We start from the raw sequence: 21,129 nt of genomic DNA, 5'->3' as shown, positions 1-21,129 counted from the left end.
CTCAGAATTCGACTTCAAGCTCTTCGAAATCCTCGGCTTCGGCCTCGGCACCGGCCTGCCACACGCGCATCGGCTCCCATGCCTCGATCGTGTCGCAATAAGCGTCGCTCGGTCCGCTCGGTTTGACGGCATATGTGCGGAAACGGGTGGTGACGGGGGCGTACATCGCATCGGCGATCGTCGGGCTTTCGCCAAACAGATAGGGGCCGCCGTATTTGCCCAGGCATTCCTGCCAGATCGTCTCGATCCGTTCGATGTCGGGCCGCGCGCCGGAAAACACCGGAAAGCGCTCATGCCGCACTTTCAGGTTCATCGGCAGGGCCGAGCGCATGGCGGCAAAGCCCGAATGGATTTCGCCCGAGATCGAGCGGCAATGCGCGCGCGCGATGCGATCGGCGGGCAGCATTTGCGCCTCGGGATAGAGTTCGTTCAGGTATTCGGCGATGGCCAGGGTATCCCACACGCTCGCGCCTTCGTGAGTCAGGCGCGGCACCAGTACCGAAGGGCTGAGCAGCAGAAGCTCGGCGCGATCGGCGGCGCTGCGTTCGACGCGCTGCTCCTCGACATCGAGCGCGGCCAATTGGCACAACAGCCAGCCGCGCAATGACCAGGCCGAATAGGTCTTGCTCGATATGGTCAGAATCGCGCGCGACTTGACGATTCTGATCGATTTCCTGCCGGCCATCGCGTGTTTCCCGTCCTGTCAGTGCCGCTGGCAGGTAATCATGTCGCGAGACACTTGCCAAGCGCATTGATGCAGCGCAGCATGAATTGGGGGAAATTGCCACGCGGCAACGAATCGCGGGTGCCGCAACAAAGGAAACGGCGTGTACGCAGCGTTCCAGGCTTTTAGCGATGTAATGGAACCCTCTCGCCGGGTGGCGCGGGGCATGCTGGAATTGCGCGACCGCTTCTTTCCCGATGCCGACCAGAACGACTGGGTCCGGCGGTTTCATGCCTTGTGCGACGGGTATACGCTGGCCAGCGTGATCAGCACCCGGCCCGCGTTTGACATCAAGGCGGTGCCGGTGGGCAATGCCATGGTCCCGGTGCGCGAAGAAGTCGCGATGTCGCTGCCGTTTGGCGATCTCATTCATTTCGCCAAGGACGCGGTCGAGATGCCGCAGCCCAAGATGCTCGTGGTCGCGCCGCTGTCGGGGCATTATGCGACGCTGTTGCGGCATACCGTCGAAGTGCTGCTGCGCGATCACGATGTCTATGTCACCGACTGGCGCCATGCGCGCGAAGTGCCGCAATCTGCGGGCCGCTTCGGGCTTGAAGACTATACCGACTATATCATCGCGTTTCAGCGCCATCTTGGGCCGCATGGCCATTTGCTTGCGGTGTGTCAGCCTTGCGTCCCCGCGCTGGCGGCGGTCGCGATCATGGCGGGCGAGCGCGATCCGTGCCAGCCGCGCACGATGACGCTGATGGGCGGGCCGATCGACGTGCGCGAGGCGCCGACGGTGGTCAACGAACTTGCCCGGGCGAATTCGTTCGGCTGGTTTGAAAGCAATCTGATTTCGCGCGTACCGGCGCGCTATCCCGGCGCGGGGCGGCGGGTCTATCCCGGATTCCTGCAATTGACCGCGTTCATGTCGATGAATCCGGGGCGGCATTTCGAACAGTTTCGCCGCTTTTACCAGGCGCTGGCCGATGGGCGCGAGGGCGATGCGGCCAAGATCCGCGATTTCTATATCGAATATTTCTCGGTGCTCGACCTGACGGCGGAATTCTATCTCGAAACGATCGACCGCGTGTTTCAGCGCGCCTTGCTGGCCAAGGGCGAATTGATGCACCGGGGAAAGCGGGTCGATTGCGGCGCGATTCACCGCACCGCGCTGCTGACCGTCGAAGGCGAACGCGACGACATCTGCGGCGTGGGGCAAACGGCCGCCGCGCATTTGCTTTGCACCAGCCTGCGCCCGCATCTCAAGCGCCATCACCTGCAACCCGGCGTTGGCCATTACGGGGTGTTTTCCGGGTCGAAATGGGAAACCCAGATCTATCCGCAAGTCCGAAATCTCGTTCTGGCAATGGGTTAAGCGGTAAACCACGCCCAGATCAGCTTCGCCGTCAGCAACAGGCTGACGGTGACCAGCAAGGGCCGGATCACCGCTGCGCCGTGGCGCGTGGCGAGGCGGCTGCCGATCAGCGCGCCGGTCATCGCGCCAAGCCCCATGGTCAGCCCGAGCAGCCACAGCACTTCGCCCCCGCTCGCAAACACGATTAGGCTGCCCAGATTGCTGGCGACATTGATCAGCTTGGTCAGCCCCATCGCGCGGGTCAGCCCCATCCCGCGCAGCGACACGAGGCTGGCGGCATAGAACTGCCCCGCGCCGGGCCCGAAAAACCCGTCGTAAAACCCGATTCCCGCCACCACCGGGGCATAGGCGCCGGGCCCGAGGCGCGGCGGGGCGTCATGATCCTCCATCCGCCGCGACAGCACGGTATAAAGCGCCACCCCGATCAACAGCATCGGCACCAGCAGCCCCAGTGCATGCGCATCGATCCGCCGGATCAGCAGCGCCCCGGCCACCGCGCCCAACAGGCTCAGCGCCGCAAACGGCAGGCCGCCGCGCAAGGACAGCAGCCCGGCGCGGCGAAAACGCCAGGTCGCAACGCTGGTGCCGAGGATCGATTGCAGCTTGTTGGTGCCCAAAACGCAATGCGGCGGCAATCCCGTCGCGATCAGCACCGGCATCATGATCAGCCCGCCACCCCCGGCAATGGCATCGACCGTGCCGGAAATGACCGCGACGCCGGTCAAGACGGCAAACAGCACAGGGCTGACGGACACGGGTTCGAGCAAGCTGAGCAAGGTCATTTGCACGCCATGGCAATCATGCCTAAAGGCCGCAATCCCGCTTTTTTGCAGACTGTAAGGCCCATGACCCGTTTTTCGTTCGAGATCCACGCCACCGAAGGCAAAGCGCGCACCGGCGTGATCCGCATGATGCGCGGCGACATCCGCACGCCCGCGTTCATGCCGGTCGGCACCGCCGCCACGGTCAAGGCGATAAAAATGGAGGACGTGCGCGCCGCCGGGGCCGACATCATCCTGGGCAATACCTATCACCTGATGCTGCGCCCCGGCGCCGAACGCATGGCGCGGCTGGGCGGATTGCACAAATTCGGCGGCTGGGATCGCCCGATCCTGACCGACAGCGGCGGCTATCAGGTGATGAGCCTGTCCTCCCTGCGCAAGATCACCGAGGACGGCGTGACCTTCGCCAGCCACCTCGATGGGTCGCGCCACATGCTCAGCCCCGAACGCTCGATGGAAATCCAGCGCCTGCTCGGTTCCGACATCGTGATGTGCTTCGACGAATGCCCGAAAATCGATCAGCCGCGCGATGTGATCGCCCGCTCGATGGAAATGTCGATGCGCTGGGCCCGCCGCAGCCGCGATGCGTTTGACGCAGGCGGCGAACACGCAGAACGCGCCGCCCTGTTCGGCATCCAGCAAGGCGGACTCGACGAACGCCTGCGCGCCGAAAGTGCCGGCGCCCTCTCCGCCATCGGCTTCGACGGCTACGCCATCGGCGGCCTGGCCGTAGGCGAAGGGCAAGAGGCGATGTTCGCCACCCTCGATTTCGCACCGGGCCAGTTGCCCGAAAATGCCCCGCGCTATCTCATGGGCGTCGGCAAGCCCGACGACCTCGTCGGCGCCGTCGAACGCGGCGTCGACATGTTCGACTGCGTCCTCCCAACGCGCTCGGGCCGCAACGGCCAAGGCTTTACCTGGAACGGCCCGGTCAACATCCGCAACGCCCGCCACGCCGAAGATTCAGACCCGCTCGACCCCCGCTGCGCCTGCCCGGTCTGTGCCAAATACACCCGCGCCTATCTGCACCACCTGCACCGCGCAGGCGAAATGCTCGGCGCCATGTTGCTGACCGAACACAACATCTGGTTCTATCAGCAGTTGATGGCCGCCATGCGCGCCGCCATCGCCGAAGGGCGCTTCGCCGCGTTTGCAGTGCAGTTCCGGCGGGATTATCTGGCGGGGCGCTAAGGCGGAAGTATGGCCTCCGGCGGGCAAGGGCCATCGCCCTTGCATCCCGGTATTTGGCGGCACACGGTTCGAACCAACTATACGCCCCAACGACCGTTTTGCGCCCATGTCGGACATTCAAGGCTAACTGCCCTCACTCACGTCCTCCCGGCTTTGAGTCCGGAACCCGCTGCCTTTTCCCCGTGAATTGAGCATGCCGTCTCCGGAATTTCTTGGTTGGCCCCTTGCAACGCGGTGTGAACTCTCACGGGAATTTTGGCGCCAGTCTACGGAATTGGCGTTGGTCTCCGCTGTTGGGCTACGTTCGCAAGTCTGCGAATGACGGATATGAGGCGCAGACCTGCTCAAGGGAACGCAACCCGTGCCTATATTCCCTTCGTCATGCCGGACTTGATCCGGCATCCAGCGGGCCTTTTGGCGCCGGGGTTGGCAGGGGGGCGAAACCAAGGCCCGGGGCGAGGTCGTGCCAATCGGGATTGAGGGTCTGGATCAGCGCGATCTTCCAATCGCGACGCCAGCTTTTCAATTGCATCTCCCGCGCGATGGCTCGCTCCATGTCGCCGTACAGTTCGTAAAAGACCAGCCGTTTGACCTGATGGCGGGCGGTGAAGCCTTCATGCGCCCCGCTGCGATGCTGCGCGAGGCGGCGCATCAGGTTGCTCGTCACGCCGATATAGAGTGTGCCCAGGCGATCACTGGCCATGATATAGATACAGGGCTGGCGTTCCTCGGGCATGACATCTCTTATCCCGTTTGGGGTGGAAGCGTCCGGGGCAAAAGGCACCGATTTGGCGCCGCTCGGCGTGTCACCGCACGCTGGATGCCGGATCAGGTCCGGCATGACCGAAATGTGTGGGGCGCCATGCGACATTTCGCGCTGGTGTCGGCTATTGGGTCACGCATGCAATGCTGCCGGCGGGGCGGCAGTCTCATCCAGTGCCATCCGGTTTATGTGAGCGGATGCGTGGGGACGCCAAGCTCCGGCCCGGCGGTGGCCAGGCGCATGTCGAGAGTGCAGAGTGTGGCGCCTTGTTCCGATGCAACGGCAAGGTGCAGTGCGTCACCGGCGCGAAGGCCGAGGGCATGGTGATCCACAAACTTTGCCGCGACCCTGAAATGTCCGGCTGTCACGGATAGAACCGTGAAGCTGTCCGCTACCATCTGGTTGAACAGCGCCAGCGCCGCCGCGCGCAAAGCAAGATCGATCTGTCCCGTCCGCAGCTTGATTGCCATCGCAGACGACACTTCGGCTATCGTCCAGTCGCTGATGGCCAGTTGTTCCGGGTCCTGATCCGTCAGCCATCCCTGAATTCGCGCCGTTTCCGCTTCGTTGGAAAGGGCCGCAACGATCAGCGACGTGTCGAGATACAGCATCAGTAGCGATCGCCCTCACGCATGGCGCGGACCAGCGCTTCGGCGCTTTGGTCTTGTGGTGGCATGGCCGCCGACAGCGCCCTGAGCGCATCGAGATTGATCGGCTTGCGCGGGCGGCAGGCCGCCGTCAGTTGCGCCACAAGCTTGCCCCGCCGGGTTATGCCGATGGAATCACCCGCCTCGACCCGATCAACGAGTTCGCTCAGATGCGCCTTGGCATCCGCCAGATTGATTGCGCTCACCATCGCCTCCTGACCATCCAGATAGTCATATAGCGCGTTCGCATGTAAAATTCCACTGCTCCGGTGGAGCGCGATCGGCAAGGCCAGCAATTTCCGGGTTGCAAGGGCAATGGCCCTTGCCCGCCGGAGGCCCTTTTCCTGCCTGCCGCAGGCAACAAAAAAGGCGGGGTTTCCCCCGCCTTCTTCGTTTGTCTGGCGATGAAGCCCGACTGATCAGCGCGAATAGAATTCGACGACCAGGTTCGGTTCCATCTTCACCGGATAGGGCACTTCGTCGAGCGTAGGCACGCGGACGAAGGTTGCCTTGTCGGCTTCGGCGGCGACATATTCGGGGATGTCACGTTCGGGCAGGCTCTGGGCTTCGGCGACGAGCGCCATTTCCTTGGCCTTGTTGCCCAGGCTGATCACGTCGCCGGGGCGGACGCGACGGCTGGCGATGTTGCAGCGCACGCCGTTGACGCGGATGTGGCCGTGGCTGACGATCTGGCGCGCCGAGAAGATGGTCGGTGCGAACTTGCAGCGATAGACCACCATGTCGAGGCGCTGTTCCAGCAGGCCGATCAGGTTCTGGCCGGTATCGCCCTTCATGCGCGAGGCTTCCTGATAGGTTGCCTTGAACTGCTTTTCGGTGACGTCGCCGTAATAGCCCTTGAGCTTCTGCTTGGCGCGGAGCTGAATGCCGAAATCCGACACTTTGCTCTTGCGGCGCTGGCCGTGCTGGCCGGGGCCATAGCTGCGGCGGTTGACCGAGCTCTTGGGACGACCCCAGATGTTTTCGCCAAGACGGCGGTCAATTTTGTACTTCGATGCCTTACGCTTCGACACGCGAGGGGTTCCTTTCATTTGCGTCATGGCCGGGCAGGATTGCCGCAGTCATGCTGTGACCCGGGTTCGCACCATGGCACCAAAGAGTGCGCCATGCGGCCGCCGCTTCACCGGGTTTGCGGGGCCAATCGGACCGTGTTCCGGCTGGACAGAGCCGCCGGGGTTCGCGTGGAAGGGCGCGCATGACCAGACATCGGCGCGGATGTCAAGCCTTTGGGCTCAGGAATTGCGCTCGCGGATGCGGCGGTGGTGGGCCAGCGTGGTCAGGATGCCGCGCATGGTGCGCACTTCGAGGTGATTCCACGCGGGCTTGGTGAACATCGTGCGCAAGGTGCGCATGGTCACGGGTTTGCGGATTTCCGGTTCGAAATAGCCGAGCGGTTCGAGCATGCCGGTCAATTGATCGAACATGCCGTCGAATTCGAATTGCGGGGCAGGGGGCAGCAGCTCTTCGACCGGCGGCTGGACGAGCGCCGAATCCTGCGTGGCGTGCTTTGACCATTCATAGGCGCACAGGATCACTGCCTGCGCGAGATTGAGCGAGCCGAATTCGGCGTTGATCGGCACGGTGATGATCGTGCGTGCGATCGCCACATCGTCGGTGTCGAGCCCCGAGCGTTCCGGGCCGAACACGATCGCGCTCTGCGCCGGGGCGGCGACGATCGCCGCGGCGGCGGCTTCGGGGGTGACGACCGGCTTGGTCACGCCGCGCTTGCGCACGGTGGTTGCATAGACATGCGCGCAATCGGCAACCGCTTCGGCCAGTGTGTCGAACACTTCGGCGTGTTCGAGCACCACGTCTGCGCCAGACGCCGAGGGACCGGCGGAGGGATTGGGCCAGCCGTCGCGCGGGGCGACCAGCCGCATCCGCGTCAGCCCGAAATTGAGCATGGCGCGCGCGGCCTTGCCGATGTTTTGGCCCAGTTGCGGGCGGACCAGTACGATGATCGGGGGCGGCACGTTTGGGGCGGGATTGGTCAAGGATGCCCCACTTCGCGCACGGTGCTGGCGAATTCCTCGAAATCGCGCGCTTCGGTAAAGTCGCGATAGACGCTGGCAAAGCGGATATAGGCGACGCTGTCGACCTGGCGCAGCGCGTCCATGACCATTTCGCCGATCTGCTTCGAGGGCACTTCGCTTTCGCCCAAGGTCTCGATCTGACGCTGGATTCCGGTGACCAACTGGTCGAGCCGTTCCTGTTCGATCCGCCGCTTGCGGCAGGCGAGCGTGACCGATTGCTCGATCTTGGCCCGGTCAAACGGTTCGCGGCGGTCGTCGGACTTGATCACCATGACTTCGCGCAGTTGCACGCGTTCGAACGTGGTGAACCGCGCGCCGCACCCTTCGCATTGCCGACGCCGACGGATCGAGGTGTTATCCTCGCTCGGCCGGCTGTCTTTTACCTGGCTGTTGTCATGGGCGCAGAACGGGCAACGCAAGGAATCACATCTCCGGGTAAATGGGATAGGCGGCGCACAAATCGGCCACGCGGTCGCGCACGCGCTGTTCGATCTGGCCGTCGCCTTCATCGCCGTTGCGCGCAAGGCCTTCGACGACTTCGGCAATCAATTGGCCGATGATGCGGAATTCGTCTTCGCGGAAACCGCGCGTCGTTGCCGCCGGGGTGCCGAGGCGAATGCCCGAAGTGACGAACGGCGAGCGCTTGTCAAACGGCACGCCGTTCTTGTTGCAGGTCAGCCAGGCGCGATCGAGGCCTTTTTCCGCCGCCTTGCCGGTGACGTCCTTGGGGCTGAGATCGGCGAGCATGAGATGGTTGTCGGTCCCGCCCGACACGATCGCGATGCCGTTTTCCTTCAGGCTTTCGGCCAGCGCCTTGGCATTGGCGACGACCTGATGGGCATAGGCCTTGAATTCGGGGCGCAGCGCTTCGCCAAAGGCAACCGCCTTGGCAGCGATGACATGGACCAGCGGCCCGCCCTGAAGCCCGGGGAACACCGCCGTGTTGAATTTCTTGGCCAGCGCTTCGTCGTTGGTCAGGATCACGCCCGAGCGCGGTCCGCGCAGCGATTTGTGCGTCGTCGTGGTCACGACATGCGCGTGGGGAAACGGCGAGGGGTGTGCGCCGCCGGCGACGAGGCCGGAAATGTGCGACATGTCGACGAGCAGATAGGCGCCGACTTCATCGGCAATCGCGCGGAACGTTTCGAAATCCCAGAACCGCGAATAGGCGGTGCCGCCGGCAATGATCAGCTTCGGCTTGTGCTCACGCGCCAGCGCGGCGACATTGTCCATGTCGATCAGATGATCGTCGGGGCGCACGCCGTAAGGGATCGGCTTGAACCACTTGCCGCTCATGTTGACGGGCGAACCGTGCGTCAGGTGCCCGCCCGAATTGAGATCGAGGCCCATGAAGCTGTCGCCGGGCTGAAGCAGGGCGAGGAACACCGCCTGATTCATCTGGCTGCCCGAATTGGGCTGCACATTGGCATAGTCGCAGCCGAACAGCGCCTTGGCACGCTCGATCGCCAGGTTTTCGACGACGTCGGCATATTCGCAGCCGCCGTAATAGCGCTTGCCCGGATAGCCTTCGGCATATTTGTTGGTGAAGATCGAGCCGGTGGCTTCCAGCACGGCGAGGCTGGTCACGTTTTCCGACGCGATCAGTTCGATTTTCGTCTGCTGGCGATGCAGCTCATTGCGGATCGCCGCATAGACTTCGGGGTCGGCACCGGCGAGATGCTCGGTAAAGAAACCCGCTTTGCGGATGTCCGGCGCGGTTGACGTTGCTGCGGTCATCTGTGTGGCTCCTCTTTACCGGTCAAAAGGTGGGGTGGGAAAGCTTGGCGACGCGGCCTTCGTGGCGTCCGCCTGCGAATGTGCCGGCCAGAAACGCTTCAAGGCAGGCCTTGGCCTGATCGATCCCGATCAGCCGGGCGCCCATCGCGATGACATTGGCGTCGTTGTGTTCGCGCGCCAGCGTTGCCGAATAAGGGTCGGACACAAGCGCCGCGCGACAAGCGGGATGGCGGTTGACCGCAATCGAAATGCCGATCCCCGATCCGCAAAGAGCCACGCCGCGCTCTGCCGCGCCGCTCGCCACCGCATCGGCCAGTTTATAGCCGAAATCGGGATAATCGACTCGCGCATCGCTGAACGGGCCGAGGTCGGTCACGTCATGGCCCCATTCGACAAGCGCGGCGGCAAGCTCTGCCTTGAGCGCGAAAGCGGCGTGATCGGAAGCGATGGCAATGCGCAAGAGATCTGGACCTGACTGTTGTGTGACTTTTGGGGATCACGGGATTCGTTCTGCGGCGCCCATAAAGCCATCCGCGCTTGGGCACCACATAATTTGCCTTTATGGTCGCGGGCGGGGTAATGCTTTCGCGGGGCGCGCAAGGGAGATGGGGCGCTGATGCGCAAGACTTTGGGTATGATTTCGCGCCATTTGCCCGCGTTGGCCGTGCTCCTTCTGGCGCTGGCTCTGGCGATCCTCGGCACGACGCCGCCCAGGCCGACTGCGCCGGATCGCCCGGCGCAGGATTTTTCGGCCGGGCGCGCGATGGCCGATGTGCGCGTCATTACCAAGGCGCCGCATCCGGCAGGCTCGGCGGCGGATGCGGCCTTGCGCGGCTATCTGACGCAGCGGCTGACCGGGTTGGGGATGACGGTGCGCGCCGATTCGTTCGAGCCCGATCCCGACCGTATCGCGCGCAATATCGATTGGGGCGGGCCGGCGGATCGGCCGCGCGTGCTGACCAATCTGATCGCGGTGCTGCCCGGGCGCAATCCCGCGCTGCCGGCGGTGGCATTGATGGCGCATCATGACAGTGTGGCCTCGTCGCCCGGCGGGGCGGATGACGGCGCGGGGCTGGCCGCGATTCTCGAAACAGTGCGCGCGATTGCCCAGGGCCCGCGTCCGGCGCGCGATCTGGTGGTGATTCTGACCGATGGCGAGGAAATCGGGCTCGACGGGGCGCGGCATTTCTTTGGCGGATTGCCGCCGCCATCCGATCCTTTGCGCGACCATATCGGCACGCTGGTCAATCTTGAGGCGCGCGGCGGCGGGGGCCGGGCGATGCTGTTTCAGACCGCCGATGACAATGGCGAAGGCATCGCGCTGGCGGCGGGCGCGATCAGGCATCCCGGCGGGTCTTCGCTGGCGGTCTTTCTCTATAGCGTGCTGCCCAACGACACGGATCTGACCGAGGCTCTGTCGTGGACGAATTCGCACGGCGTGGCGGCGTACAATTTCGCCTTCATCGGCCGACCGGGGCTGTACCATTCGCCCAAGGCCGATGCCGACCGGCTCGATCAGGGCGCCTTGCAGGACATCGGCGGGCAAGTGCTCGATCTGACGCGCGCGCTGCTGGCCGCGCCCAGCCTGCCGCACGCGGCGCCCGACGTGGTGTTTTTCGATGTGTTCGGCCTGACCATGGTGACATTGCCGACGTATGCAGGCTGGATCATGCTTGGGCTGGCGTTCATCGCGATCGGGGCGATCTGGCACCGGCGCGGTCGCGGGCGTGGCCATGCGCGTGCGGCGATCGGCGGGGCGGGGCGGATGCTCGGGCTGGCCGGGCTTGCCACTTTGCTGGTGATGGGCGCCAATCTCGTATCGTTTCACGTCGGCGGGCCGAATTATTATGACCGTCTGGCGGCAACGCCCCGGCTTGAAGCGATGGCGGGGGCGAGTGCCTTTGCGGCGTTCTTCATCGTGATCGGGCGGTGGCGACCGGGGCGCGCCGGTCTGGTCGGGGCGCTTGTCCCGCTGTGGCTGGCAGCCGCCGTGATACAGGCGCTCGCGCCGGTTGCGGCCTATGTGGTGATCGTGCCCGTCTTGCTGGCGGCGGTGATCGCGCTGCTGCCCGAGGGGAAAATGAGCCGGGTTCTGGCGGTGGTGATCGCGGCGCTGGTGATCGGGTATCAATTCATGCTGGGGCACGAGATGCTGCAGGCGGTGGGCGGCGACTTGCCGCTGGTCGTCGCGCTGCCGCTGGTCCTGGCGGCATTGACGATTCTGCCGCTGTGGCAACCCATGTCACGCCGGTCGCGACGCGTGGCAGTACTGGCGTTTGGTCTGGCTGCGATCGCCATCGCGCTGCTGATTCGCGCTGCACCGATCGCCGACACGATCCCGCCCTATAGCCAGACTACGCGCCCGGTTTCTTGAGCGGGGGGGGCAGTTCTATAGTAATCCGCTCATCCTGAGCCTGTCGAAGGATGCGCGCCAAGGTCAGCCCCGCATGCCCGCAACATTTTCTTGGGCAGGCGTCTCGCGCATCCTTCGACAGGCCCAGGATGAGCGGACTGTGTTGTTGTTTCAGCAGTGTATGGGGGGGATCTTGTGTTGTGACAAAAAACGCCGGGGTTTTGCCCCGGCGTTTGTTTGTCTTGCCGATCGAGGCCAGCCTTACTGATCGAGAAACGAGCGCATCTTTCGGCTGCGGCTCGGATGCTTGAGCTTGCGCAGGGCCTTGGCTTCGATCTGGCGGATGCGTTCGCGGGTCACCGAGAACTGCTGGCCGACTTCTTCGAGCGTGTGATCGGTGTTCATGCCGATGCCAAAGCGCATGCGCAGCACGCGTTCTTCGCGCGGGGTCAGGCTGGCGAGGACGCGGGTGACCGTTTCCTTGAGGTTGGACTGGATCGCGGCATCGACCGGGATGATCGCGTTCTTGTCCTCGATGAAATCGCCCAGGTGCGAATCTTCCTCGTCGCCGATCGGCGTTTCGAGGCTGATCGGTTCCTTGGCGATTTTCATCACCTTGCGCACTTTTTCGAGCGGCATCGACAGGCGCTCGGCCATTTCCTCGGGCGTGGGCTCGCGGCCCTGCTCGTGGAGAAACTGCCGACTGGTGCGCACCAGCTTGTTGATCGTTTCGATCATGTGCACCGGGATACGGATGGTGCGCGCCTGATCGGCGATCGAGCGGGTAATCGCCTGGCGAATCCACCAAGTCGCATAGGTCGAGAACTTGTAGCCGCGGCGGTATTCGAACTTGTCGACCGCCTTCATCAGCCCGATGTTCCCTTCCTGAATCAGGTCGAGGAATTGCAGGCCGCGATTGGTGTATTTCTTGGCGATGGAGATGACGAGGCGCAGATTGGCCTCGACCATTTCCTTCTTGGCGATGCGCGCTTCGCGCTCGCCCTTTTGCACCATGTTGACGATGCGGCGGAATTCGCCGAGCGACATGCCGGTGGCCGACGCGATGTCGGAAATTTCGCTGCGGATGCGTTCGACGGCATTGCCCTCGACGCTGGCAAAGGCGGTCCACTTCTTGTCGCGCGTGGCAACGCTGGCCAGCCAGCTTTCATCAAGTTCGCGCCCGACATAGCTGTCGAGGAAGTCCTTGCGCGGGACTTTGTGGCGCTCGGCCAGACGCAGCATCTGCCCGCCCAGCGTGGTCAGCCGACGGTTGAAGGCATAGAGATTGTCGACCAGATATTCGATCTTGGTCGCGTGGAACTGCACCGATTCGACCAGCGCGGTCAGCACTTCGCGCAAGGCGTGATAGCGCGCTTCCTTTTCGGCGGGGAATTCGATGCCCAGCCCGATCGCTTCGAGCCGCTGCGCCTGCATCTGTTCGAATTCGCGGAACGACGCGGTGATTTCGGCAAACTTTTCGAGCGCTGCCGGCTTCAGCTGCGCTTCCATCTGGGCGAGCGAGAGGGTGTTGTCCTCTTCCTCTTCCTCTTCGGCGCGCGGCGTGCGGCGTTCGCGCAGTTCGTCGTCCTCGTCCTCGGCAGCGGGCTCTTCCTCGACGTCCTCTTCTTCCTTGAACGTCGGGCCTGCCGTGGCTTCGGTGATTTCGCCGTCGGCTTCTTCGCCGTCTTCGGACAGGTTTTCCGGCTGTGGCTCTTTCGACAGCATGGCGTCGAGATCGAGAATCTCGCGCAGCTGCATTTCGCCGGCGTTGAGCGCTTCGGACCACTGGATGATGGCGTGGAACGTGATCGGGCTTTCGCACAGGCCCATGATCATCGTGTCGCGACCGGCCTCGATCCGCTTCGCAATGGCGATTTCGCCTTCGCGGCTGAGCAGTTCGACCGCGCCCATTTCGCGCAAGTACATGCGCACCGGGTCATCGGTACGCTCGATCGTTTCCTTGCGCTTTTCGACGACCGGGCGGTCGTCCATCCCGGTTTCGGGCTCTTCGGCCTCGCGGTCTTCGGCCTCGCGCTCTTCGGGATCGACGGCGTCTTCATCGCTTTCGACGATATTGACGCCCATTTCCGAGATCGCGGCCATGATGTCCTCGATCTGCTCGGAGTTCATCTGGTCCTGCGGCAGGGCCTCGTTCAATTCGTCGTAAGTGATGATCCCGCGCCGCTTGGCCCGCGCAATCAGCTTCTTGATGGAAGCGTCGTTGAGGTCGATCAGCGGAGCGTCGCCGCTGTCGGTCTTGTCATTCGATGCCATTGAACCCCGGTACCACCCGTTCGAGCCGCGCCCACCGATGGACGCCAAAAATACGTTGCGTACAATTATAACGCAGCACGAGCACGACCCATTTGCCCCAACCGCGCACGCAATGCCAGCCTTCGTTGCACGAGGCGTTGCTGTTCGGCGAAACTTTCTTCGCTGAGCTCATACTCGGCACGGGCGGTGGCTTCGGCCATGGCCGCTTCCACCCGGGGCATTTCGACAAGCAGTTCAACCGCTTCGGCAATCAGACCGGCATCGCCGCCGGCAATCGCGCCAAAGGGCAGCCCCGCATAATCGCCAGCACCGGGCAGCCGCACACCTCGCGCCGCCAATATGGGACCGAGCCCCGCACTTTCAAGACTGTCTCCGCGCGAATCGGCCCCGCTGTCCGAATCGGGGACAGCCGCCGAATCGAGCAGGGCATCGAGCAGGGCGGCCATGTCGGGATCGGCGGGCACGAGATGCGCCAGCGCTTCTGCATGGCGGGCGATTTCCGATGGCGCCGCGACAAGACCGGCCAGAACCGCGTTGAGCAACGGGGCGAGCGTCTTGCCGAATTGACCGACCAGTTGCAGCCGCGCGGTGTCTTCGGCCCCCAGCGGCTGTTCGGGCGGCTGCCAGCGGCCGTTTGGGCCCTTGCTGCCGCGTCGGGGGGCGTTGCCCGGCTGGCGCATCGTTTGCCGCATCGGGGGGGCACGGTCGCGCGCCGGATAGGCCAGTGCGCCAAAGCGGTCGAGCAAGTCGCGGCGATAGAGCGAACGGATGTCGGGGTGCTGGATCGTTTCGGTCTGATCGATCAGGCGTTGCTTGAGCCCGGCCTTTGCTTCGGGCGTGTCGAGCGGTTCGGCATCGCGCTCGGCCTGCCACAAGGCTTCGATCAGCGAAGTGCCCTGGGCGAGCAGCGCCTCCATCGCCGCCGGGCCCTGTTTCCTGACGATGTCGTCGGGGTCCATGCCGCCGGGCAGAGTAACGATCGACAGGCTGTGTCCCGGCTTCAGCAGCGGCAGCGCGCGGGTCATCGCGCGGCGCGCGGCGCGCTGGCCCGCAGCATCGCCGTCAAAGCACAGGATCGGGCAGGGCACGACTTGCCACAGCCGCTCGATCTGATCCTCGGTCAGCGCGGTGCCGAGCGGGGCGACTGCTTCGGCAATTCCCGCCGCCGCCAGGGCCACGACGTCCATATAGCCTTCGACCACGACGATCCGGCCTTTGGTGCGTGCGGTCGGCGCGGCGCGGTGCAGATTGTAGAGCGTGCGCCCTTTGTCGAACAGCGGGGTGTCGGGCGAATTGAGATATTTGGGCGCATCGGTCTTTTCCGATGTCAGGATGCGGCCGCCAAATGCGATGACCCGCCCGCGCGTATCGTGGATCGGCAGCATGAGCCGGCCGCGAAAACGGTCATAGGGATCGCGCCCTTCGACCGCGATCAGCAGCCCGGCCTCGATCAACTGCGCTTCGCCAAACGCGGCCAGCGCCGATTTGAGGCTCCCGCGCGAATCGGGGGCAAAGCCAAAGCCAAAGCTGTCGATGATCGCCGGGGGAAAGCCGCGCGTCGCCAGATAGGCGCGCGCGGCGCCGCCCGCTTCGCCCCTGAGGCATTGGCGAAAGAAATCCTGCGCCGCCGCCATCGTGTCGTGGAGCGTCTTGGCCTGTTCGGCGCGGTGTGCGGCGCGCGGATCGGGCGCGGGCATGTCCATCCCGGCGAGCGCGGCCAGATCCTTGACCGCGTCCATGAACGGCAGCCCCTGATGATCGGTCATCCAGCGGATCGCATCGCCATGCGCGCCGCAGCCGAAGCAGTGGTAAAAGCCCTTGTCGTCGTTGATCGTGAAGCTGGGCGTCTTTTCGTTGTGAAAAGGGCAGCACGCCTTGAATTCGCGCCCTGCCTTTTGCACGCGCACCGATCGCCCGATCAGCCCGGACAGGCTGATGCGGCTGCGCAGTTCATCCAGGAATTGCGGCGAAAGGCTCACGCCGAAAGCGCGGCCTTTACCAGCGCGCTGGCGGCGGCCATGTCGACTTCGGTGCCGTGCCGGGCTTTCAGCGCGCCGACGACTTTGCCCATGTCCTTCATGCCCGCGGCGCCCGTTTCGGCGATGAGCGCGACGATGATCGCGCGCACATCGTCTTCGCTCAGCCGCGCAGGCAGGAATTCCTCGATCACCGCCAGTTCGGCCTTTTCGATGTCGGCCAGTTCCTGCCGTCCGCCCTGTTCATAAAGCGTGATCGATTCGCGGCGCTGCTTGGCCATTTTCTGAAGCACGTCGACGACCAGGACGTCGTCTTCGGGCACGCTGGCGGCGGTGCGCAATTCGATGTCGCGGTCCTTGATCTTGGCAAGGATCAGCCGAACGGCGGCCAGACGCGGCTTGTCGCCGGCTTTCATCGACGCAACCTGGGCGGCCTTGATGGTATCGCGGATCATGATGTACTCTTTTCCCGTCGTTTGCTTTCGCAGATGCGAAAAATCCTCGGCCATGGCCTGCCTGGCCGACTCGGCGGGCGGAGATCGAGCAAAATCAAGCGGCTGGATCACCGTTGCCGCGCCGTTCAGCGGGGCGATCGTGGCGTGATCCCTGTCCTTAGGCGAAGATTCTCCCCCATGCTAGGTTGACGCTGCGCGATGTTGGGCCTAGCGGGCGAACCTTAGCAACATCGCCAGAAACCCTGTCCAACGGAGCGCCCCAGACCATGGCCGACCCCGCACTTTCGCACGTCTCTCAGCCCGAGGGCGCTACGGGAGTTCTCGTGCTTGCCGATGGTCATGTCGCATGGGGCTGCGGATTTGGCGCGGTGGGCAATGCCGTGGGCGAAGTCTGCTTCAACACCGCGATGACCGGGTATCAGGAAGTGATGACCGATCCGTCCTACGCCGGGCAGATCGTGACCTTTACCTTTCCCCATATCGGCAATGTCGGCACCAACAACGAAGACATGGAAAGCCACGGCGGGCTCGGCGCGGTCGGCTGCATCGTGCGCGAGGATGTGACGGCGCCTGCCAATTTCCGCAGCCAGGGCACGTTTCCCCGCTGGCTCGAATTGCAGGGCAAGATCGGTCTTGCCGGAATCGACACGCGCGCGCTGACCCGCCGCATCCGGCTGAACGGCGCGCCCAACGCGGTGATCGCGCACGATCCCAAGGGGCAGTTCGACATTCCCGCGCTGCTCGAGCGCGCGCGCACCTGGCCCGGCCTCGAAGGCATGGATCTGGCCGTCAAGGTCAGCCGCGAAGCGAACGAGGAATGGGAAGGCTCGATCTGGCATCTGGGCGAGGGCTTTGCCCGCGCCGAGGGCCGTAACCGCCCGCATGTCGTGGCGATGGATTTCGGCGCCAAGGACAATATTTTCCGCAATCTGGTCAAGGCCGGCGCGGATGTCACCGTGGTCCCGGCGGAAACCACGCTCGATGCCATTCTGGCGCTCAAGCCTGCGGGCGTGTTCCTGTCAAACGGTCCGGGCGATCCGGCGGCGACCGGCGTCTATGCCGTGCCGGTGATCAAGGGCCTGCTCGATCGTGATGTGCCGGTGTTCGGCATCTGTCTTGGCCATCAGATGCTCGCGCTCGCGGCGGGTGCCAAGACGATCAAGATGCATCAGGGCCATCGCGGCGCCAACCATCCGGTCAAGCGCATCGACGACAACGTGGTTGAAATCACCAGCATGAACCATGGGTTCGCCGTCGATGCCGCGACTTTGCCCGAAGGCGTGGTGGAAACCCACGTCTCGCTGTTCGACGGCTCGAACTGCGGCATCGCGCTCACCGGCAAAAACGCGTTCAGCGTGCAGTATCACCCCGAAGCCAGTCCGGGTCCGCAGGACAGCTTCTACCTGTTCGAAAAGTTCGTCGGCTCACTGGGTTGAAACCGTGACCGTCATTCGTCCCTACTTCCCCTTTCCGCCGCTTTCGGGCGTGCGGGTCAAGATGGCAGCGTAACCGATCATGCCCAAACGCACTGACATTTCCTCGATCCTGATCATCGGCGCCGGGCCGATCGTCATCGGCCAGGCCTGCGAATTCGATTATTCGGGGACGCAGGCGGTCAAGGCGTTGAAGGAAGAGGGCTATCGTATCGTCCTGGTCAATTCGAACCCGGCGACGATCATGACCGATCCGGAAATGGCCGACGCGACGTATGTCGAGCCGATCACGCCCGAGATCGTCGCCAAAATCATCGAAAAAGAGCGCCCCGACGCGCTGCTGCCGACGATGGGCGGGCAGACCGCGCTCAACACCGCGCTCGCGCTGTTTCGCGACGGCACGCTGGAAAAGTATGGCGTGACGATGATCGGCGCCAATGCCGAAGCGATCGATAAGGCCGAAGACCGCCAGAAATTCCGCGATGCGATGGACAAGATCGGCCTCGAATCCGCGCGCTCGGGCGTGGCGCATTCGGTCGAGGAAGCGCTGGCCGTGCTCGAAACCACCGGGCTGCCTTCGATCATCCGGCCTTCGTTCACGCTGGGCGGGACGGGCGGCGGCATCGCCTATAACAAGGACGAATTCATCAAGATCGTGCGCGGCGGGCTCGATGCTTCGCCGACCACCGAAGTGCTGATCGAGGAATCGCTGCTCGGCTGGAAAGAGTACGAGATGGAAGTCGTGCGCGATCGCAACGACAACTGCATCATCATCTGCTCGATCGAAAACGTCGATCCGATGGGCGTCCATACGGGCGATTCGATCACCGTCGCCCCGGCGTTGACGCTGACCGACAAGGAATATCAGATCATGCGCAGCGCATCGATTGCGGTTCTGCGCGAAATCGGTGTGGAAACAGGCGGTTCGAACGTACAGTTCGCAGTCAATCCCAAGGATGGGCGGCTGATCGTCATCGAGATGAACCCGCGCGTGTCGCGCTCGTCGGCGCTGGCGTCAAAGGCGACCGGGTTCCCGATTGCCAAAGTCGCGGCCAAGCTCGCGGTCGGCTATACGCTCGATGAAATCACCAACGACATCACCGGGGCGACTCCGGCCAGCTTTGAGCCGACGATCGATTACGTCGTGACCAAGATCCCGCGCTTTGCCTTTGAAAAGTTCAAGGGCTCCGAGCCGCTGCTGTCGACGGCGATGAAATCGGTCGGCGAAGTCATGGCGATCGGCCGCAATTTCAAGGAATCGGTGCAAAAGGCGCTGCGTGGGCTCGAAACCGGGCTCGATGGCTTCAACCGCGTCGACGAGCTCGAAGGCGTCAGCCGCGACGAGATCAACGCCGCCCTGTCGCGCGCGACGCCCGATCGGCTGCTGGTCATCGGCCAGGCTTTCCGCGAAGGCTTCAGCGTCGAGGATGTCCACGCTGTCACCAAGTACGAGCCGTGGTTCCTGCGCCAGATTGCCGAGATCATCGCCGAAGAAGCGAGCGTGATCGCCAAGGGCCTGCCGCGCGATGCCGCAGGCCTGCGCCGCCTGAAAGCGATGGGCTTTTCCGACAGCCGCCTGGCCAAGCTGGCCGTGCGGTCGGTGCAGATGGTGGGCAGCGCCAATATGGCGCGCGCAGGGCTGGTGCATGACGTGGTCGAAGCGATGGCCGGCGCGACCAGCGAAGCCGAAGTGCGCGCGCTGCGTCAGCGGCTGGGCGTGCGTCCGGTATTCAAGCGCATCGACAGCTGCGCCGCCGAGTTCGAAGCCGTCACCCCCTACATGTATTCGACATACGAAGGCGGCCTGTTCGGCGAACCCGAAAACGAATCGAACCCCACCGACCGGCGCAAGATCGTCATTCTCGGTGGCGGGCCGAACCGCATCGGGCAGGGGATCGAATTCGACTATTGCTGCTGCCATGCCTGTTTCGCGCTTGAAGAAGCCGGGTTCGAAACGATCATGATCAACTGCAACCCGGAAACCGTTTCGACCGACTACGACACCTCGGACCGGCTCTATTTCGAGCCGCTGACAGCCGAAGACGTGCTCGAAATCCTCGATGTCGAACGGTCTAACGGGACGCTGGTCGGGGTGATCGTGCAGTTCGGCGGGCAGACTCCGCTCAAACTGGCGCAGGCGTTGCAGGATGCGGGAATTCCGATCCTCGGCACCTCGCCCGACTCGATCGATCTGGCCGAAGATCGCGAACGCTTTTCCGATCTGGTCGTCAAACTCGGCCTGCTGCAGCCTGCCAACGGCCTGGCGCGCAGCCGCGACGAAGCGGTCGCGGTGGCCGCGCGCATCGGCTATCCGGTGCTCATGCGGCCGAGCTATGTGCTGGGCGGACGGGCGATGGAAATCGTCGACAGCGTGGCGCAGCTTGACGATTATATCGCGACGGCGGTCAAGGTTTCGGGCGACAGCCCGGTGCTGATCGACCAGTATCTGCGCGATGCGATCGAATGCGACGTCGATGCGCTGTGCGACGGCGATCAGGTCGTCGTGGCCGGTGTGTTGCAGCATATCGAAGAGGCCGGGATCCATTCGGGCGACAGCGCCTGCACGCTTCCGCCCTATAACCTGCCGCCCGAAATCATTGCCGAAATGGAGCGCCAGACGGTGCTTTTGGCCAACGGGCTCAATGTGCGCGGGCTGATGAACATTCAGTTCGCGGTCAAGGACGGGCTGGTCTACCTTATCGAAGTCAATCCGCGCGCGAGCCGTACCGTGCCGTTCGTCGCCAAGGCGATCGGTCAGCCGATTGCCAAATATGCGGCGCGGATCATGGCGGGCGAAAAGCTGGCCGATTTGCCGCCGATCCGCCGCGACATCGGCTATATGGCGGTCAAGGAAGCGGTGTTCCCGTTTGCCCGCTTCCCCGGCGTCGATCCGGTCCTGTCTCCGGAAATGAAATCGACCGGCGAAGTCATGGGGATCGATGCGAATTTCCCGATGGCCTTTGCCAAGTCGCAGTTGGGCGCGGGCGCGGGCTTGCCGGATTCGGGCAAATTGTTCGTTTCGGTCAAGGACAGTGACAAGCCGGTGATCGTGCCGGCAGTGCGCACGCTGGCGGGCCTCGGCTTCAAGGTCGTCGCGACCGGGGGTACGGCGCGCTATCTTGAAGAACAGGGGATTGCGGTCGACCGTGTCAACAAAGTCGCCGAAGGCCGCCCGCATATCGTCGATCTGATCATCGACGGCGATATCGCCCTTATTTTCAACACCACCGAAGGCTGGCAAAGCCACAAGGATTCACAGTCGATCCGGCGCTCCGCGCTCACCGGAAAAGTCTGCTATTTCACCACGGCAGCGGCTTCGCTGGCTGCGGCGGAAGCGATCGAGGCGCTGCGCAGTGCCGAACTTGATGTCAGGTCTTTGCAAGACTATTATCAATAGGCTTTCACAGGATCCCCCTGCACAA

The 21,129-nt window shown here is 63.7% G+C and carries 17 protein-coding genes and 1 pseudogene; 5 read left to right on the top strand and 13 right to left on the bottom strand.

The features are described from left to right. Position 1: 1 nt before the first annotated feature. Positions 2–685 carry a glutathione S-transferase gene (locus AQZ50_RS05255; RefSeq protein ID WP_067743491.1) on the bottom strand — a complete coding sequence of 228 codons (684 nt, stop codon included), beginning with the start codon at positions 683–685 and terminating at the stop codon, positions 2–4. Between the two features lie 142 nt (positions 686–827). Here AQZ50_RS05255 and AQZ50_RS05250 point away from each other — a divergent pair, with 142 nt between their 5' ends. Beyond that, positions 828–2,045 (top strand): polyhydroxyalkanoate depolymerase, encoded by a 1,218-nt coding sequence (locus AQZ50_RS05250; RefSeq protein WP_082703419.1) that lies wholly within the window; start codon positions 828–830, stop codon positions 2,043–2,045. Here AQZ50_RS05250 and AQZ50_RS05245 read toward each other — a convergent pair. Continuing rightward, positions 2,042–2,827: a TSUP family transporter gene (locus tag AQZ50_RS05245; RefSeq protein WP_067743486.1), complete on the bottom strand. Its 786-nt coding sequence runs from the start codon at positions 2,825–2,827 to the stop codon at positions 2,042–2,044. The genes AQZ50_RS05250 and AQZ50_RS05245 overlap by 4 nt on opposite strands. A gap of 63 nt (positions 2,828–2,890) precedes the next feature. Between AQZ50_RS05245 and tgt the strand changes: the two genes are divergently transcribed. Next, a complete protein-coding gene (gene tgt, locus AQZ50_RS05240; RefSeq protein ID WP_067743484.1) occupies positions 2,891–4,018 on the top strand; it encodes a tRNA guanosine(34) transglycosylase Tgt in 1,128 nt (375 codons plus the stop codon). 379 nt (positions 4,019–4,397) lie between these two features. Here the strand turns inward: tgt and AQZ50_RS05235 are convergent, their stop codons facing one another. The 8 genes from AQZ50_RS05235 to rpiB all read right to left on the bottom strand — a co-directional run bounded on the left by AQZ50_RS05235 (position 4,398) and on the right by rpiB (position 9,676). After that, positions 4,398–4,754: a GIY-YIG nuclease family protein gene (locus AQZ50_RS05235; protein ID WP_067743481.1), complete on the bottom strand. Its 357-nt coding sequence runs from the start codon at positions 4,752–4,754 to the stop codon at positions 4,398–4,400. A gap of 212 nt (positions 4,755–4,966) precedes the next feature. Next, positions 4,967–5,392 (bottom strand): type II toxin-antitoxin system VapC family toxin, encoded by a 426-nt coding sequence (locus tag AQZ50_RS05230; protein WP_067743479.1) that lies wholly within the window; start codon positions 5,390–5,392, stop codon positions 4,967–4,969. Next, positions 5,392–5,715, bottom strand: coding sequence for a type II toxin-antitoxin system Phd/YefM family antitoxin (locus AQZ50_RS05225; protein ID WP_231730118.1), 324 nt, complete (start codon positions 5,713–5,715; stop codon positions 5,392–5,394). The genes AQZ50_RS05230 and AQZ50_RS05225 overlap by 1 nt, the downstream gene beginning before the upstream one ends. Before the next feature lie 132 nt (positions 5,716–5,847). Then, positions 5,848–6,459 carry a 30S ribosomal protein S4 gene (rpsD, locus tag AQZ50_RS05220; RefSeq protein ID WP_067743477.1) on the bottom strand — a complete coding sequence of 204 codons (612 nt, stop codon included), beginning with the start codon at positions 6,457–6,459 and terminating at the stop codon, positions 5,848–5,850. Positions 6,460–6,678: 219 nt separating this feature from the next. Then, positions 6,679–7,440, bottom strand: coding sequence for an RNA methyltransferase (locus AQZ50_RS05215; RefSeq protein WP_255354596.1), 762 nt, complete (start codon positions 7,438–7,440; stop codon positions 6,679–6,681). Next, positions 7,437–7,898, bottom strand: coding sequence for a transcriptional regulator NrdR (gene nrdR, locus AQZ50_RS05210; RefSeq protein WP_067743475.1), 462 nt, complete (start codon positions 7,896–7,898; stop codon positions 7,437–7,439). The genes AQZ50_RS05215 and nrdR overlap by 4 nt, the downstream gene beginning before the upstream one ends. Positions 7,899–7,902: 4 nt before the next feature. Further along, positions 7,903–9,216, bottom strand: coding sequence for a serine hydroxymethyltransferase (gene glyA, locus AQZ50_RS05205; protein WP_067743472.1), 1,314 nt, complete (start codon positions 9,214–9,216; stop codon positions 7,903–7,905). Between the two features lie 22 nt (positions 9,217–9,238). Then, positions 9,239–9,676: a ribose 5-phosphate isomerase B gene (gene rpiB / locus AQZ50_RS05200; protein ID WP_067743470.1), complete on the bottom strand. Its 438-nt coding sequence runs from the start codon at positions 9,674–9,676 to the stop codon at positions 9,239–9,241. 156 nt (positions 9,677–9,832) lie between these two features. Between rpiB and AQZ50_RS05195 the strand changes: the two genes are divergently transcribed. Then, on the top strand, positions 9,833–11,590 hold the full coding sequence (locus AQZ50_RS05195) for a M20/M25/M40 family metallo-hydrolase (protein ID WP_231730117.1): 1,758 nt from the start codon (positions 9,833–9,835) through the stop codon (positions 11,588–11,590). Positions 11,591–11,830: 240 nt separating this feature from the next. Here AQZ50_RS05195 and rpoD read toward each other — a convergent pair whose 3' ends face one another. The 3 genes and pseudogenes from rpoD to AQZ50_RS05180 all read right to left on the bottom strand — a co-directional run bounded on the left by rpoD (position 11,831) and on the right by AQZ50_RS05180 (position 16,274). After that, the gene (rpoD, locus tag AQZ50_RS05190; RefSeq protein ID WP_067743458.1) at positions 11,831–13,843 is read right to left on the bottom strand and encodes an RNA polymerase sigma factor RpoD; all 2,013 of its coding nucleotides are present in this window, start codon (positions 13,841–13,843) and stop codon (positions 11,831–11,833) included. A 794-nt stretch (positions 13,844–14,637) separates the two neighbouring features. Further along, positions 14,638–15,822, bottom strand: a pseudogene (gene dnaG, locus AQZ50_RS21240) (DNA primase); the annotation flags it as partial. After that, complete coding sequence (locus AQZ50_RS05180) at positions 15,819–16,274, bottom strand: GatB/YqeY domain-containing protein (protein ID WP_067743918.1); 456 nt, start codon at positions 16,272–16,274, stop codon at positions 15,819–15,821. The gene AQZ50_RS05180 and the pseudogene dnaG, both read right to left, overlap by 4 nt. 266 nt (positions 16,275–16,540) lie before the next feature. Between AQZ50_RS05180 and carA the strand changes: the two genes are divergently transcribed. Next, positions 16,541–17,710: a glutamine-hydrolyzing carbamoyl-phosphate synthase small subunit gene (gene carA, locus AQZ50_RS05175; RefSeq protein WP_067743448.1), complete on the top strand. Its 1,170-nt coding sequence runs from the start codon at positions 16,541–16,543 to the stop codon at positions 17,708–17,710. Positions 17,711–17,789: 79 nt separating this feature from the next. Then, entirely contained in the window at positions 17,790–21,104 is a 3,315-nt protein-coding gene (gene carB, locus AQZ50_RS05170; RefSeq protein WP_067743445.1) for a carbamoyl-phosphate synthase large subunit, read from the top strand. Positions 21,105–21,129: the final 25 nt, after the last annotated feature.

The organism is Novosphingobium sp. Fuku2-ISO-50 (assembly GCF_001519055.1).
Taxonomy (GTDB): domain Bacteria; phylum Pseudomonadota; class Alphaproteobacteria; order Sphingomonadales; family Sphingomonadaceae; genus Novosphingobium.
The sequence above is the reverse complement of the archived record's forward strand: the minus strand, read 5'-3'. Positions and strand labels throughout refer to the sequence as shown.